Raw genomic sequence first — 15,596 nt, 5'->3', positions numbered from 1 at the left:
TGACCTCGCGGCGCTGATAGAACGCGACGCCGCCGACGATCTCGTAGTGCACGCCGCGCATCGCCAGCTCGGTTTCGAGTGCCCGCGACTGCGCGTTGGTGCGATACAGCACCGCCAGCTCGGTGAGCGGGCGGCCGCGCCGCACGCGCTCGATCACCGCGTCGGCGACCCAGCGCGCCTCGTCGGCCTCGTCTCTCAGCAGCGCGAATCGAAGCGGGGTCCCGGCTTCGCGATCGCACCACAGCGTCTTGCCGCGCCGCGATCGGTTGTTCGCGATCACGGTGTTCGCCGCACGCAGGATGTTGCCGGTCGAGCGGTAGTTCTGTTCGAGTCGCACCACCGCCGCGCCCGGAAACGCGCGATCGAACTCGAGCACGTTCGCCAGGTCGGCGCCGCGCCAGCCGTAGATCGACTGATCGTCGTCTCCGACCACGAACAGATTGCCGTGGCCCGCCGCCAGCGCCTCGACCAATCGGAACTGCGCGTGGTTCGTATCCTGATACTCGTCGACCAGCACGTGCTCGAAGAGCGCCCGGTAGCGCTCCGTCGTCACCGGGTCGTCCCTCAGCAGGCGAACGGTCTCGACGATCAGGTCATCGAAATCGAATGCGCCACGCGCCCGCAGGCCGTTCTGGTAGGCCTCGAACGCCCGCGCGATCTGCTGTTCGAACGGCGTGACCGCCGCGGCCATCGCTTCCGCCGGCGACACCAGCGCGTTCTTCGAATCGGAGATGCGCCGCAGGACGTCCCCGACCCGATAGGCGCCTTCGGGCAGCTCGAGCGCCTTCAGCACCTCGCCGACCAGCCCCTCCTGATCCTGGCGATCGTAGATCGTGAAGTCGCGCGCGAAACCCGGCTTGAGCACCGCCAGGCGCGCGGCCTCTCGACGCAGGATGCGCGCGCCGGTCGCGTGAAACGTGCCGACCCACACCGCGGCCGCTTCCGCACCGGCCGCACGCGCGATGCGTTCCTTCATCTCGCGCGCGGCGCGGTTCGTGAAGGTGAACGCGAGGATGCGCCGGGGCGCCACCCCGAGCGTGATCAGGCGGTCGACGCGCGCGGTGAGAACGCGGGTCTTGCCACTGCCGGCGCCGGCGATCACGAGCAGCGGTCCGCCGGGATGCTCGACCGCCGCACGCTGTGCGTCGTTGAGGGCCACGCCCGCCTGCGAGATGGAAGCGTCGAAGAGCGACATCGTGCGACTAGAACTCAGGGCCGATGCTGAACTGCCAGTGCGGCTCGCTCGACTTGCGCAGGTCGTACTGCCAGCCGACGTCGACCTTCGCGAGCAGGAACCACACCCAGCTCCGTACCCCGACACCGTAGTCGAAACGCAGGTCCTGGAACTTGCGTCCCCCGGGATCGCGCGCATTCGAGACCCGTGGCGAGTAACCGTCGTTCCACACCATGCCGGCATCGACGAACGTGGCGCCGCGCAGGTTGAAGACGCCGAGCGGAAGTGGACCGACCAGCCCGAGCTGGCGGATGAACGGGAACCGCAGCTCGAGACTCGTGAGTGCCAGCCGGTTGCCCGAGATCGAGTAGTCGTCGAAGCCGCGCAGGGTCGAGAACCCTCCGACCCGGAATGACTGCGGATTGCGTCCCTCGCTCCATCCCACCAGCAGCCGGCGCGCGAACGTGTACCCGTGCGTGAGGTCGTAGTACTGGCGCGCATCGAGCGAGTAGGTGCGGTAGGCGAGCGCGTGTCCCGTCCACGGAAGTCCCGCGCTGATCGTGGCGTTGTAGCGCGAGCCGTTGACCGGTCCGTAGTACCCGAACAGCGTGTTGTCCCCCACCAGCGAGACCGTCGGCCCGCTCACCGAACGGAACTCCTTGTCGTCGGCGATCAGGAACCCGAATCCGTCGTCGACGAAGAACTGGCGCTCGACGAAGCGCTGCACGTAACCGAGCTCGAAGCGCCGGAACTTGTCGAATGGATACGTTCCACTCACCAGTGCGCCGAAGTTGCGCTCCGAGAAGATGCGATCGGAACCGAACTGTTCGCCGAGCGTGCTGACGTCGGACTCGAAGTACTCCTTGAAGTGGAACGCCCCGACCGACCAGTCCCAGCGGCCCGGCAGATGGTGGTAGGCGATCAGGGCATTCGCGTCCGACAGCGAGTTGCTGTAGAGCCCGAGCGCGAACTCGATTCGTCGATCTCCCAGGAAGTCGGCGAGCGACAGCTGCGTCGCGCCGAGGAATCCCAGATTCGACGCGTAGACGGATCCCCCCGCGCCCTCGGCCGCGAACTGCGCCCGATACGGGGACGGGACCTGAGCGATCAGTGAGTCCGGGATCTCGAACGGCCCCCCTCGCTCGACGAGTCCGTAGGTCTTCGGCAGCGGTGCGAGCGTGTCGAGCGGCGCCGGATACGTGCGGAGCCCCGCGTCGGCCCACGGCGGCGGACCGCTCGGGCCACGCGGTCGGGCGAGCGAGTCCCGCGCGGCGAGACCGCCGCGGCTCAAGTCGAGCGTGTCGACCGCGAGCGTCAGACTGTCCGGCCAGTCCCCTTCGAGGCTTCCGTGCACGCGCGACTGCACGCTGACCGAATCGACCCAGTGCCGGCGCATGTCCTCGAACGACATCACGCTCTCGGGCTGCTCGCGCCGCAGGCGCTGCACCACCGCGTCCTGCGACAGCGGGGCCTTGACCGCGAACACGTCGAAGCCGCCTTTGGTGAACGCGGCGAATACGATGCGATCGTTCTGACGCGACCAAGTCAACGACTGAATTCCGCCGCGCACGTCGGTCAGCCGCATGAGCGTCGAGTCGGCGGGATCGAACAGGAACGCGTTCGGCGTGCCGCCGTGGTCGCTCACGAACGCGAGCTTGCGACCGTCCGGAGACCATGCCGGCGAACGATCCTCGCCACCGGTGTCGAGCGTCAGCACGACCTCGCGGGTTCCAAGGTCGAGCGTGAAGATCCCGAAGCGCCCGTAGCCCTTCTCGTATCGCCGTGGATGCATCACGACCGGCGCGAGGCGATCGGACGAAAACGTCAGCCCGCGTCCATCGGGTCGCCAGGTCGCGTCGCGCTCGTCCCACGTGTCGTCGGTCAGTCGCTCGCGCACTCCCGTACCCGTATCCACCATCCACAGGTCGCTGCGACCATTCTGAAGTCCGCTCACCACGATCGAATCCGAGACCGGCGACCACGCCGGATAGGTGAGCGCCTCGCACGGAAACTCGAAGTCCTTGAGCACCTTCCCGTTCTCTGCGTCGATCACGTACAGCACGTCGCGGCCGCGACTCTTGGCCGTGATCGCAACCCTGCGTCCGTCCGGCGACCACGAGAGTGCGCCGCGGAACGAAGGCACCGATTCGAATCGCACGTCGCGCTCCCCGCGGATCAGGCGGCGCAGCCCCTTGCCGTCGAACGCGGACATCACGAACACGTCGGCGTACTGACGACGATCCGAGAAGAACACCACGCGATCGCCCTGCGGAGAGATCGACGGCGCAGTGTTGAAGTTGCTCTCGTCGGGCCCGTGGCGCGTGAGACGCCGGGCAAACTTGTCGGGGTCCTCCTTGACCGCGATCTGCGGCCAGTAGCGCTTGCGCAGCCATTCCCGATACTGCTCGTCGAACTTCACCACCGTGGTCCCGGTCGAACGCTGGAATGCCAGCTCGAAATTGCGCGTGGTGCGCAGCTTCTGGAGCACGTCGCGAAAGCGCTCGACGCCGTAGCGCTCGACCAGGTAGGTGATCGCGAGCTGGCCCTGCTTGTAGACGAAGTAGCCGCCGGAGTACGGCAGCGGCGGCAGGTAGTCCTCGAGCGTGCCGTCGCGCAGGAACATCTCCATGTTCGGATCTTCGCCGCCGAGCGAGAAGTACTCCGCCATGCCTTCGGCGAACCACAGCGGCACCGAGAAGAATCCCCCGCCGGCGATCAGCGACGACGCCGACCCGCCGTACAGCAGGTCGAACATGTGCGCATGCACGAGCTCGTGGACCAGCACGTGCCGCAGATCCTCGTAGGACCCCGTGTAGGGCAGCACCACCCGGTTGCGGAACACCTCGGTGAAACCGCCGGTGCTGCCCTCGATCAACTCGGGGGTCACGTTGGTCTGCGCGAAGTCGTTGTGCGAACCGTACAGAATGATCGGGATGCGGCGGCGCAGCCGGTGACCGAGCGCATCCTCGAGCATCGGCGAGGTCTTCTCGGCGAGGTCGAGCACTCGCAGTGCGAGGCTGTCGAAGCCGGCGTACGCGTAGACGTCGAAGTGATCGGACGACCAGGTGCGCCATTCGTAGCGTTCGTACTGCACCTTGTTCTGTCCGAACAGCTGCGCCGCAACGGGCCGCGGGGTGAGCGCGAGCGCCACCCCGGCCAGGATGCACAGGCCGGCGGCCCCGACCGCTGAACGCACTGCGTGACTCCGAACCATCATGTGTCGAGACTCCCCCTGAGTGCCCGGCGCCCGGTGATCCTACCCCGAGTCGCTCCGATTCCGCGGCTCAATATTCCCAGCGCGCCTTGAGACTCATCTGGAAGTTCGACCGCCCGGTCGAACTGGTGGTCGCACTCGAGCGCGGCTGGGTGAAACCGCTCGAGACGGTGAAGAATCGATTCAGTCGATACTCGGCCTCGATCTCGCGCTCGAGCGGATCGATGGTCGTCGACGCGCCCGAAGTCCGCTCTGTCCCCGGTACCCGCTGGCTGTAGCGCAGGCTCACGTTGGAATTGAGCTGAGCCCGCGCGCGGACCATCACGTCGCCCTCCCCGGTGAAGAGCCCACCCGACTGGCGCGACACTTCGATGTCGTTGATGTACCCGCGGAACACCTTCCCCAATTCTTCCGACAACGAGCGACTCAACGCACGCGTCAGGTAGCTGTCGAGCGGGTCGCCGACTCGTGCGCCGAGATTGGGGTTCGATTCATCGCCGAGCGTGAGAGCTCTCAGGATCTGGGCGTCGTCCACGTCGTCGGGCGTGGCGGAGAACTGGATGTCGGGCTCGCTCGAGCGGCCGCTGAGCGTCACCGTGATTTCGTGCCGTGCCGGCGACGAGGCCGACGCGCCCAGCATGCTGAGCGTGGTGGTGGCCTCCGCGTCGAGTGTCGGATCGATGCCGCGCACGTTGTCGAAGCTCAGATCCGCCCGCGTGACGTTGAACCGATTCGCGAGAAAGTAGTAGGTCCCCCGGATCGCCTTCATGTCCCCGAACAGGATCAGCGAGTCGGGAGTCTGCTGGACGGCCAGGTCGGCGCTGAACTCGATGTCGGCGTCGGCCGGTCGCCACTTGAGGTTGTCCTTGGCGCTGACCTGCAGGCGGTAGAGCCAGTAGAGCGGCATGGTGCTGGCTTCGACCTGCTCGACCTCGGTTTGACGGGTGAAGTCGAACAGGATCACGGCCTCCCGGACTTCCACGTTGTTCGAGGTCACGAGCGGCAGCCGCGTGCCGTTGACGAGCGGGCCCTGCGTGATGCGGAAGTCGCCGTCGAAGTTGGCGGCGTAGACGCCGGGCTCGACGGCGGTGAACTGGCGCATCGAGAGGTCGAATCGATAGTCGCGCAGCGCGAGTCCGTCGAGCTCGAGGACTCCGCTCCCCGCGATGCGCCCGTTCTCGCGACCGCGATTCACCTGGATTCCCGACAAGCTGTCGACGCGGATGGTGCGCTCCCCCAGCGTGACGCGTGCCTGAACCTTCTCGACCAGCTCCTCGCGGCCGGCGAGCAACACGCGCCCGTCACTCACCCGCATGGTGCCGCTCAGGTCCGGATGCTTCGGCGTACCCCTCACCTTCGCGTCGACGTCGTAGCGCCCCGTCGCCATGGCGATCTGCGGCACGAGCTCCCGCAACACCGCGAGATTCCCGTTCGGCAGCACCACGTCGAGGCTCAACGGACGTTCCGGGACTTCGGGACGTCGTCCGACCGCGAGCAGCAGCGGCAGCTGTCCCGAAACGCGCGAGCGCACCCCGTCCTTCTCCATCTCGAAGCGCTCGATGTCGAGCACCTCGCCTCCGTAGCGCGTGTGAAGCGAAACGCCGTCGAGCGCCAGCGTGCGCCACCCCGCGTCCCGCGCCTCGAGTGCGGTGGTGAAGCGCGGTGCGCGTGGCGCCCCGCTCAGCTCGAGCCGCCCGCTGGTGCGTCCGAACGAGCCGTTGAGCGCGGGCACCAGCGCGCCCAGCCGCTCGAGCGGGAAGCGTTCGACCGTCGCCTCGCCGTTCCACTCGGAGGCCGACGCGATCCACGCGTTCACGCCTTCCGGGATCAGCGAATCCGGCCACGCGCCGGTCATTCCTGCGATGCGGCCGCGTGCGCTCACGCGGCCGCCGTCGAGCTCCAGCAGGCCGTCCGCGACCTCGAGCCGGTGAGGTTGCGCGGCCAGCGACAGCCACAGTGAATCGCCGACGTGCCCCTGCATGCCGGGGTCCGAGATCGCGGCGCGAAGGATCCATCGCGCGTCGCCTTCGACGCCGCCGATCTCGAGCGCCACGTCGCCGTGCCCTCGTAACGCCACATCCGCGGGCAGCCCGAGGCGCGACAGGTCGAGGTTCCGGACGCGTCCCTTCCAGTCGTACGCACCGCCGGGACCCGCCCAGCGCCCGCTCGCCTCGAGATGCGCGGTGCTGTCGTTCGCGATCACGCGCTCGAACCGCACGCCGCTCGGATCGCCCGCGAAGCGCAGCGGTGGCTCGACCTGCCAGTCGAAGTCCGGGCTCGTGAATCGGGCGCGCGTCGCCTCGAAACTCCACCCGGCATCGTTCCAGCTCACGCCGCCGCCCAGCGCGAGCGTGCTGTCGCCCGCGAATGCCGCGAGTCGTTCGAACGCGATGCGCTGGTCACCGAGCGCGATCGGCGCCGCCAGCGAATCGAAGTGTAGACCCAGAAAGAACAACGACTCGAGGCGCAGATCCGCAGTCAGGTCCGGCGTTGGCAACATGCGACCCTTCACCGATCGCAGCGTCCAGCGTCCGACCTGGGCACCCAGCCAGTTCGTGGCGCGACCACTGAGGTCGCCGCTCACCTCCAGGCCGCCGTCGTGTCCCACCACTTCGCCAGCGCCGCTCGCCAGCACGCCACGAATTCCGGTCGCGCGCCCGTCCGGCCACTCGTCGAGCGGAAAGTTTTCGAGGCCGTAGCGACCGCTCCAGCCTCGCTGCGTGGTGGCGGCGATCAGCGTCATGAGGCCCTCGCGGCGGCGCGCACGGACGTCGAAATCGATCGGCCCGTCCTTGGGAAAGTGCACGCGCACCTGACCACTGTCGACTCTCCAGCCCGTCCAGTCGCTCGCCCCCAGCTCGGCCGTCAGCACTCCGTCGTGCGTTCTCCCGGTTTCGACCGCGTAGCGAAACCGTCCGTTCAGCTTGCCCGCGGGCCAACCGACCACACCGATCGCGCCCCAGTGCGCGGGGTCGGCTCCCCGTGCCTGACCGGCGACCGACCATCGCTGTTTGTTCCAGTTCACGCGCCCGTTGAATTGTCCGGCTTTCGATTCGCCGATCAGTGGCGCCAGCTCGAGCTCCCCGCGCGTCCAGTGAAAGCCGCCTCGACCGGTCACGCTGAGCTCGTTCCAGCTCGCCCGCGCATCGAGTCGCCCGCTCCAGTCCTCATCCCCCTCACCGTCCATGACCATGGCTCCGGTGCCCGGAACGTCGAGCACGTCATTGCGGAACACGCGCGCAAGCCAAGCCCACCTCACCCTCGAGACGTCCAGGTGCACCTTCGAGACTCCGCCCTTGCGCGCGCGCCGCAGCGTGCCGCGCATCGCGAGGTCGGGGCTCTCCAACTGCTGAAGTTGAATCACCAGGCTGTCGTCGGTGCGCACGTCGGCGCGCAGATTCTTGAGCACGCTTCCATACGGACCGCGGTCCCAGCGCATCGAGCCGATCGCAACGCGAGTCGGCGCGGTTCCGAGCGACAGACTCACGTCCAGCCCTTCGACATTCAGTTCGGGGTCCGACGTCACGAGCTTTCCGTCACGCAGTTCGAGCACGAAGTCGAAGCCGCGTGCCGCGCCGCGGGCCGGCGCACCCTTCCAGGTCGGGATTCGCCATTTGCCGTCGGGCCCGCGCGTCAGACGCAGGGTCGGGCGCTCGAGCTCGAGGATGATCGCGCCGCGACGGGCCCACAGCAGATCCCAGGTCGAGTAGCGCATCTTCATCGATGCCGCTTCCAGCACCGGCGCACCCCCGCCCTCTCGATAGCGTACCCGGGGACGCACCACCGTCACGGTCGAGAGCGGGTTGCCGCTCAGTCCGTCGAGCTCCAGCACCAGATCGCTGCGTTGCCGCAACAATTCGTTCACGCGTCCGGTCAGTTCGTGCGAGGCGTACTCGGTGTGGTTCCAGAGGTAGTAGACAAACCCGGCCCCGCCAAGCACCAGCAGCAGGGAGAGCCCCGCGACCGACAGCAGGACCAGCTTGCGAACCGTCCAGCGAACCGACGCACGCGCCTGAGCGGGAACGTGCTCGACCACACCCTCGATCGCTTCGTCGACCCGGGCTTCGACTGCCTCGACCGCGTGATCGACGCGCTCCACCGCGTCCTCGACCGAGTGGCCGAGTCGATGGACCAGGTCCTCATCGGCCTCGTGAGGGGGCGGCTTGGGTCCGGATCCGGGATCGTGGTTCATGGGATCAGAACGAAGGACCGACTGCGAATTGGAAGCGCGGCTCGAGATAGCCGCGCTCGTCGCGCCGCGCCGGAATCGTGGGGTCGACCGGACGCAGATTCCACGACAGGTCGACGCGAATCGGGCCGAGCGGCGACTCGAGCCGCGGGCCGAGTCCGAACACCCAGCGAAGATCGTCGATGCCGAGCGGCTCGCGGCTGACGCGGGGAGCGAACTGGTTCCAGCGCACGCGGTCGGGCTGCGTCCAGACGTTACCGGCGTCGACGAACATCTCGAGGCCGAGAGGTCCCAGCACCGGAATGCGGGTCAGCGAAACGCGCAACTCGGCGCCCGCTTCGATCACCGCGAGGCCGCCGTCGCTCTGAATCGAGTTCTCGTCGAATCCGCGCACCGAGTTCACGCCTCCGGCTCGAAATCGGTCCTCGAGCGGCACCCGCGCCACATCGGCGTCGCCGGAGCCGAGAATCGTGCGACGACCGCCGAGCGGCTCGAGGATACCGGCTCGCAGCCGGGTCGCGAGCACCGCATTGCGACCGACCGGCGTGTACCACGCGGGAATCGCCTCGCCCTTCCAAAAGCTGCTCGAACCCGACAGCAGCCCGCCCGCGATTTCGAGCGTGACCGATTGCAATGAGCCGCGGCTCGGGAACAGCGGATGGTCACGGTAGTCGCGCAACCCCTGGAGCTGGAGACGGTGGGTCTGGTAGTTCGGCGACAGCGGCAGGGAGTCGGCGATCGCGCTCGCGTCGCGGTCGACGTCCTGTTCGACCCACTGGTTTCGTTGCACGATCGAGAGCCGCGTGAACCGATTGATCTCGCGCGTGAGTCGCAGGTCGAGTCCCAGAAAACGCTGCTGCAGTACGTAGCCCGGATTCGCGCGGTCGTCATAGAGCTCGACGTACGGCGTGACCTCGCCGCGCAGTCGGGTGCCGAACAGCCACGGCTCGAGCAGCGAATACTGAAGCCGGGCGCGCTGAAACGGGACCTTTCCCTCGAGTGCGGTGAACGACAGGTGCCCGGACAGCGCATTCTCGAGTCCGCGGCCCAGCAGATTGCGCGCCCCCCACTCGGCCTCGAGCCGGAACGGCTCGGAGGTCGCGTAGCCGACGCCGGCATCGACCCAGCGCCGGCGCCGCTCGGCCACCCGCAGATCGAAGTCGACGCGCGCCTGCGCGGTGTCGAAGCCGGTGCTGATCTGCACCTGCCGGAACAGTCCGGTCTGGTACAGCCGCTCCTGCGAGCGCTCGACGCGCAGCCTCGAGTACACGTGGCCGGGTTGAAGCAGCAGTTCGCGCGTGACCAATCGCTCGGCGACCTGATCACGGCCGCGGATCGTGATATCGCGCACGAAATACACCGGCCCTTCCGCGACCTCGTACTGAATCACGACACTCTGAGGCCGGATCTCTCGCGATGAGGCACGGGTGCGCGGCAGGTAGCCGTGGTCCTGATGGACCTGCGAGATGATCAGCGTGTCGAGGTGCAGGAAGGCGGGGTCGAAGGGACGTCCGACCTTGGACCACAGCCGCTTGCGGATCGCGCTCACCAGTTCGCCGCGCACCCCCAGCAGATCCACCGACTCGATGCGGGTCGCCGGCCCTTCTTCGACCGTGAAGACCACGTCCATCTCGTCGTCACCGGCCGGCTGCAGGCGGTAGGTGGCGTGCGCCGCCAGGTGGCCGTGATGGCGATAGAGCAGCCGGATCGAGGTGGTATCGCCGCGCAGGAAGTCACTGCGCAACGGCGCGCGATCCGCCCACGGCCACGGCGCGGGGCTTCGCGTCTTGAGCACGTTCCGCAGCTCGCGCGTCGAAACGCGACGCGCGCCTTCGATGCGCACCCGACGCACGGTGCGAAGTTCCTGGAGCAGATCGAGCTGGGCCACGGCCTCGTTCGCCGCGAGCAATCCGGCGAGCACTGCGATGACGGCGGCGCGGGCGATTCCGCGACAGCGGTCAGGGTGGAGTCGGCGCAACCTGGACTTCCTTGGGAGCCCGGTCGAGCGCGCGCTGACGCTGCACCAGTCGCAGTGGATCGTTGGCGAGGATCAGCAGCAGCAGGCTTCCCACCACCACCAGTCCGACCTTCTGGAAGCGGAGGTATCCCCGCGTCGAGATCGGCCGACGTCGCACCGCCTGGAGAAGCGCGAGCACGATGTGCCCGCCGTCCAGCACCGGAATGGGGAGCAGATTGAAGGCCATGATCGCGACGTTGATCATCGCGAGAAAGCGGAGATACGAGTCGAGACTGCGCCGCGCCTGCTCGCTGGCCGCCTGGGCGATGAAGATCGGTCCGCCCAGGTATTCGCGGTAGTAGAGCGGGCGCGAGAACGTCAGCCACATGCCGCCGTAGACGCTCACGACCGCTTCGCCGGTGGCGCGAAATCCGATGTCGATCGAGGCGAGCAGCGGATGGCGCTCGACGTAGACGCCCTGCACCGGCGGCTCGATGCCGATCCGCCCCTGTTTGCCCTCGGGGCCGCCGGTCGGGTCGATCGGTTTGACCTCGATCGGGAACGCGCGGCCCTCACGCACGATGTGCAGCTGCACCTTCTGATTCGCGAGCCCGTCGAATGCCGGCGGCAGCTCGTTCCAGTTGGCGATCGGCGTGCCGTTGACGCTCGTGATGCGATCCCCGACCTTGAGCCCTGCCTTGTATGCGGGCATGCCGGTCACCACGTTTCCGATCACCGGCGGATCGGGCGGCCGATGAAGGCTCGACATCAGCGGCTCGCGATCGACGGCGCTGAGCGATAGCGCGAACGTGGAGTCCCCGCGCGTCACACCGAGCTCGAGCGGCTGGTCGGTCGGGACCTTCGAAGCACCGAGGAAGATCGGAATCCAGCTGGCGACCGGGGCTGCGCCGACTCGAACGATTCGATCGCCCTCGCGCAGCCCCATCTGATACGCCACGCTGGTATCGGGCGTCACGCCGAGCCGATTCGGGTAATCCGGATAGCTCACGCCGGTGAGCGCAACGCCCACGAGCACGAGAAACGCGGTGATCAGATTCGCGAGCGGACCGGCGGCGGCAATGAACAGCCGTCCATACCACGGATGCGAGAGAAAGTGATCGGGAGTGTCCGGCATCGAGCCGGTTTCGTCCGGACTGTCGCCCGCCATCTGGACGTAGCCGCCGAGCGGAATCCACGACAGCCGGTACTCGGTTTCGCCGCGCGTTACCGCGATCAGCCTGGGCCCGAATCCGAGCGAGAACCGCAGCACCCGCACGCCACGCAGCTTGGCGGCGATGAAGTGGCCCAGCTCGTGAACGAAAATCACGAGGCCGAGCAGCAGGACCCCGGGTACCACCGGCGTGTTGAGCAAGTGCAACTCCTTTTGCTTGAAGGCTCTCGGCAGGCTACCGGCGCCCCATCGGAGCGTCAAGGATCAGCGGCGTCATCACGCATGGGTTATCGGCCGTCGCGTTTCGCCGCCTCAGCGTTCAGACACGTCGAATCACCCGCTCGTATTCCCGCCACGTCGCTTCGACCATGGTTGAGACGTCGTAGCGGGCTGCCTCGACGCGCGCGAGCTCGGACATTTGACGAGTCTCGGACGGCTCAGCGAATGCCTGGAGGATCACATCCGCCAGCGCTGCCGGATCGCCGACCGGGACACTGCGACCGGTTTCTCGATTTCGAATCAGCTCGCGCAGCCCGCCGACCGCACTGGCGACCACCGGCACGCCGTCGGCCATTGCCTCGAGCACTGCCGTTCCGAGCCCCTCGATGCGTGACGGCGCGACGAGCAGATCGAACCCCGGCATCAGCGCTCGCGCGTCCCGATGTGCTCCCGCGAACATCACGTGGGCTGCCAGTCCGAGCGCATCGCGTCGAGCAACGAGTCGCGCCCGCTCGGGGCCCTCGCCGATCCACACGAACCGCGCGCGCGGTTCGCGACGGCACACCCGCACGGCCGCTTCCAGCAACACCTCATGTCCCTTCTCGGGAGTCAGCGCCGCCACCGTTCCGATCACACGCGCGTCGGGAGCAACGCCCAGCGTCGCGCGCGCCACGGCGGCACCGCCCGCAGGGCGGTGCTCGATGCCGCTCGCCACCACCGCGATGCGATCCGCATCGACGCCTGCAGCGCGCAGCTTGGCCGCCACCGCCTCACTCACCGCCAGCCATCTCGCCACCGGCCCTCGATACTTGAGGCGACTCGCCCACCCGCGACCGATCGCCGCATCGGTGCGCCGCGACACCACCACCGGAACGCGTGCGCCGAGCGCACGAGCCAGCAGGGCGATGCCGTGGGAACGCGCGTCATGTGCGTGGATCAGATCGGCGGGCGCCACACTCGCACGCGCGCACCTCCATGCCGCCACCAGGTCGAGATCGCCGCGCGGACGCCACGCCTCGAGCCGGATCGCGGAGGTCGCGAGGCGTTCACGGAGTTCCGCGCACGCGCTCAGTACGTGGTTCTCGACTCCCCGGCTCGCCAGCCCCTCCACCAGTCGAGCCACCTGCCGCTGGCCCCCTCGCAGCGTGCGTCCGCCGTCGAGATGCAGCACCCGCAGGGCGCGCGTCACGATCGCGCGTGTGCCGACGACCACAACTCGAACTCCCGCAGGAACACCTGTGCGGCCGAATAGAGACACAGCGCCAATCCATGGCCGCCGTCGAGCACGCCGAGCTGCAGCACGTATTGCCGCACGAAGCGGCCGAGCGGCCGCAGCACCAGATCCGGAGCGGCGGCCCGGCGTCCGCGTCGGCGCGCGCTCTCGGCGCCACGCCTCGCGTAGTCGACCAGCTTGGTCCGGCACACCTCGAACGACTCGTAGCTGTGGTGTTCGAGCACCCCGTCCAGATCGCGTTGCGGCCCCTCGAGCCGCAGACGCTCGTGGACGGGTGCGTCGTCGAAGCTGGCCCCTTCGCGGCGGAACAGTCGCGTGATGCGCTCGTCCTGCCAGCCGCAGAATCGCATGCGCCGGCCCATGAACCAGCCGCGTCGCAGCAATCGAAATCCGCGCACCTCACCCGGCGACCGGACGGCGGTGCGAATGGCTGCGAGCGCCGCTTCGTCTGGCACTTCGTCGGCGTCCAACCACAGCACCCACGGCTCCCGGCAGCGGGCGAGCGCGAACTGCCGCTGCGCTCCGAAGCCCTCGAGCGCTCGCTCGAACACTCGCGCCCCCGCGGCACTCGCGACGCGCGACGTGTCGTCGCGACTTGCGGAATCGACCACCACCACCACTTCGGACGCAAAGTCGAGCCGCGGCAGCAGCACCGCGAGTCGGCTCGCCTCGTCACGCGCGAGCAGCAGGACCGAAATCGGCAGGGTTTCCACCGAATGCCTCCAGGTGAGCGAGCACGTGCGCCGCGGCGATCGCCGGGTCGAGTGCCGGAAGGCACGACCAGTGAACGCAGCGCGTGCGATCGCAGGCGCGGCACGGCAACGAGGTCTGCCAGAAACCGTGTCGGGGATCGGGCGCGGTCCAGGTATCGGGGTGCGTCGGACCGAACCACGTGTAGGTCGGACGGCCGAGCGCGGCGGCGAGATGTCGCGGACCGCTGTCGGTGCCGACCAGGGCCGAGAGCCTCGCAATCACGGCGGTGAGCTCTCGGATCCCGCATCGCGGAAGTCTCACCACACCCGGCGCGTTCGTGGTCAACCAAGCGGCCAGCCGCTCCTCCCCCGGACCCTCGATCAGCACCACCTCACGACCCGCCGAGACCAGCCGCCGCGCGAGCAACGCGGCGTGTGCGATCGGCCAGGTCTTGGTGGCCCAGGTGCCCGCCGCCACCAGCGCGATCGCATGCGCCGGATCGCGCACGCCCGCCGAGGCGAGCATGCGATCCGCCGCTGCGAGTGCCGCGGTGGTCGGCGTGAGCCGCGCATCGAGTCCGTCGTCCCTCCCGCCCGCTGCGAGCGCCAGACGTCGGTGGACGTGAGCCGCGTACTCCCGGCGGCCGGGCCCCGGCGACTGCTCGCGCGCCACGCGAATCCGATACGCAAAGCCGCGCCCGCGCAGATTGTAGCCGGCGGTGGTCGAGGCGCGAGCTCCGGCCGTCAACCACGCGCTGCGGGGATTGCCGAAGAAGTCGACGGCGACTGCATAACGTTCGCGTCGCAGGGTCGCGATCAGGCGCAGCGTGTCGAAGCTTCCGCGACCGAGCGCGAACACCCGGCGCACGTACGGCAGATCCTCGACCAGCTCGACGTAGCGAGGATCGGTGACGACGTCGACCGGCGCGCCGTGTCCGAGGTGAAGTGCACGCAGCGCCGGGATCGTGAGCACCACGTCGCCGAGGGCTCGAAGGCGGATCGCGAGCACCGCGGTCATCGCGGTTCCCGCCCGCCGCGGCGGATCCGCTCGACCAGGTCGCGACTGGCGTGCGCCTTGGCGTCCCCGGTGATCGCGGTCTCGCCACCGAGTGCGCGCATGGTCGCGCGTTCGGGCACGCCCTCCGCCACGTAGTCGGTGCCTTTGGCGTGCACGTCGGGCCGCAGTTCTCGCAGCAGCGCGTCGACCGTCGGCTCGTCGAAGATCACGACCGCGTCGACGCACCGCAGGCTGGCGACGAGCGCCGCCCGCTCGAGTGCCGGGACCACCGGGCGGCCCGGTCCCTTGTGGGCCGCGGTCGAGTGGTCGCCGTTGACCGCGACCACCAGGCGTTGACCGAGCGCACGCGCGCCTTCGAGGTAGCGCAGGTGCCCGACGTGAAGCAGATCGAACACGCCGTTGGCGAACACGACTCGCTGCCGGTCCTCACGCCAGCTCGCCACGAGCTCGCGCGCGGCCGGGCGCGACGTGACGCGCGACGATTCGCTCACGAACGGCCTCGACGGCGCGAGCGCGTCACCACAGGCCGCAGCGCGGCATCGAGTGCGGCGCGAGAAACCGCATGCGCCCCTCGCCGGCTCACGGCGATGCTTCCCGCGACATTGGCGAGGGCCGCAGCGACGCGCGGCGGCGCCCCGGACGCCAGCGCCAGCGTGGCGGTCGCCACCACCGCATCGCCCGCGCCGGTCACGTCGACCGCCTCCTCGCTGCCCCACGCCGCGAGGCTC

10 protein-coding genes are annotated in these 15,596 nt (G+C 68.6%); all 10 read right to left on the bottom strand.

Annotated features, from left to right (window positions below):
• On the bottom strand, positions 1-1,195 hold a 1,195-nt coding region (locus HOP12_07385; GenBank protein NOT33978.1), incomplete at its 3' end, for a UvrD-helicase domain-containing protein.
• A 7-nt stretch (positions 1,196-1,202) separates the two neighbouring features.
• On the bottom strand, positions 1,203-4,370 hold the full coding sequence (locus HOP12_07380) for a BamA/TamA family outer membrane protein (GenBank protein NOT33977.1): 3,168 nt from the start codon (positions 4,368-4,370) through the stop codon (positions 1,203-1,205).
• Between the two features lie 88 nt (positions 4,371-4,458).
• The gene (locus tag HOP12_07375) at positions 4,459-8,580 is read right to left on the bottom strand and encodes a hypothetical protein (protein ID NOT33976.1); all 4,122 of its coding nucleotides are present in this window, start codon (positions 8,578-8,580) and stop codon (positions 4,459-4,461) included.
• 4 nt (positions 8,581-8,584) lie between these two features.
• Positions 8,585-10,555, bottom strand: coding sequence for a BamA/TamA family outer membrane protein (locus tag HOP12_07370; protein ID NOT33975.1), 1,971 nt, complete (start codon positions 10,553-10,555; stop codon positions 8,585-8,587).
• Entirely contained in the window at positions 10,536-11,906 is a 1,371-nt protein-coding gene (gene rseP, locus HOP12_07365; GenBank protein ID NOT33974.1) for an RIP metalloprotease RseP, read from the bottom strand. The genes HOP12_07370 and rseP overlap by 20 nt, the downstream gene beginning before the upstream one ends.
• Positions 11,907-12,024: 118 nt before the next feature.
• Entirely contained in the window at positions 12,025-13,137 is a 1,113-nt protein-coding gene (locus tag HOP12_07360) for a glycosyltransferase family 4 protein (GenBank protein ID NOT33973.1), read from the bottom strand.
• Positions 13,110-13,871: a glycosyltransferase family 2 protein gene (locus HOP12_07355; GenBank protein ID NOT33972.1), complete on the bottom strand. Its 762-nt coding sequence runs from the start codon at positions 13,869-13,871 to the stop codon at positions 13,110-13,112. The genes HOP12_07360 and HOP12_07355 overlap by 28 nt, the downstream gene beginning before the upstream one ends.
• A complete protein-coding gene (locus tag HOP12_07350) occupies positions 13,831-14,868 on the bottom strand; it encodes a glycosyltransferase family 9 protein (GenBank protein NOT33971.1) in 1,038 nt (345 codons plus the stop codon). The genes HOP12_07355 and HOP12_07350 overlap by 41 nt, the downstream gene beginning before the upstream one ends.
• Positions 14,865-15,359: an adenylyltransferase/cytidyltransferase family protein gene (locus HOP12_07345; GenBank protein NOT33970.1), complete on the bottom strand. Its 495-nt coding sequence runs from the start codon at positions 15,357-15,359 to the stop codon at positions 14,865-14,867. Before HOP12_07345 ends, HOP12_07350 begins: the two co-directional genes overlap by 4 nt.
• Positions 15,356-15,596, bottom strand: a 241-nt coding sequence (locus HOP12_07340) for a hypothetical protein (protein ID NOT33969.1), incomplete at its 5' end; no start/stop codon positions are given. The genes HOP12_07345 and HOP12_07340, both read right to left, overlap by 4 nt.

This window comes from Candidatus Eisenbacteria bacterium (assembly GCA_013140805.1).
Taxonomy (GTDB): Bacteria; Eisenbacteria; RBG-16-71-46; order RBG-16-71-46; family RBG-16-71-46; genus JABFRW01.
Note: the sequence above shows the minus strand (reverse complement) of the source record. Positions and strands in the feature narration are given on the sequence as shown.